This window comes from Mesorhizobium sp. M1A.T.Ca.IN.004.03.1.1, from assembly GCF_003997555.1.
Classification (GTDB): domain Bacteria; phylum Pseudomonadota; class Alphaproteobacteria; order Rhizobiales; family Rhizobiaceae; genus Mesorhizobium.
Genome location: NZ_RZTV01000091.1, coordinates 1 through 349, shown reverse-complemented (window position 1 = coordinate 349; position 349 = coordinate 1). Strand labels below are relative to the sequence as shown.

Here is a 349-nt window from a genome sequence, read left to right as displayed (position 1 = left end):
GTACCGCCTGCTTTGCGATATTGCGTGAAAACCTTGCCGGCGAGAAACAAAGCGGATCTCGGCATCGGCGTCATCTCGAGGGCAGCCTGTTCAACAAAGGCCTCCAGCGCCTCGATCCTGTCGTATCGAACCGCAAGTTCGGCATAGATGACATCATTGATCAGCAGGGAACCTTCGATGCTCGCCGTCTCGAGCTGGGCTATCGACCAACTCGACCATTTCGGGTCATCGGTCACCAGGTCCAGAAGAACATTGGTGTCGACGAGCGTCACGTTTCGCCACGCGTCAAAGCCATGATGGCGTCGGTACCGAGGCCCTTGCCGGCATGGCCGCGCAGCTTCTCGAAGCG

1 protein-coding gene and 1 pseudogene are annotated in these 349 nt (G+C 58.5%); both read right to left on the bottom strand.

The window, feature by feature from the left end; translation table 11 throughout:
* Nucleotides 1–272, bottom strand: a 272-nt coding sequence (locus EOD29_RS30840; RefSeq protein ID WP_127248786.1) for a PIN domain-containing protein, incomplete at its 3' end; no start/stop codon positions are given.
* A pseudogene (locus tag EOD29_RS37565) lies at nucleotides 269–349 on the bottom strand (AbrB family transcriptional regulator); the annotation flags it as partial. The gene EOD29_RS30840 and the pseudogene EOD29_RS37565, both read right to left, overlap by 4 nt.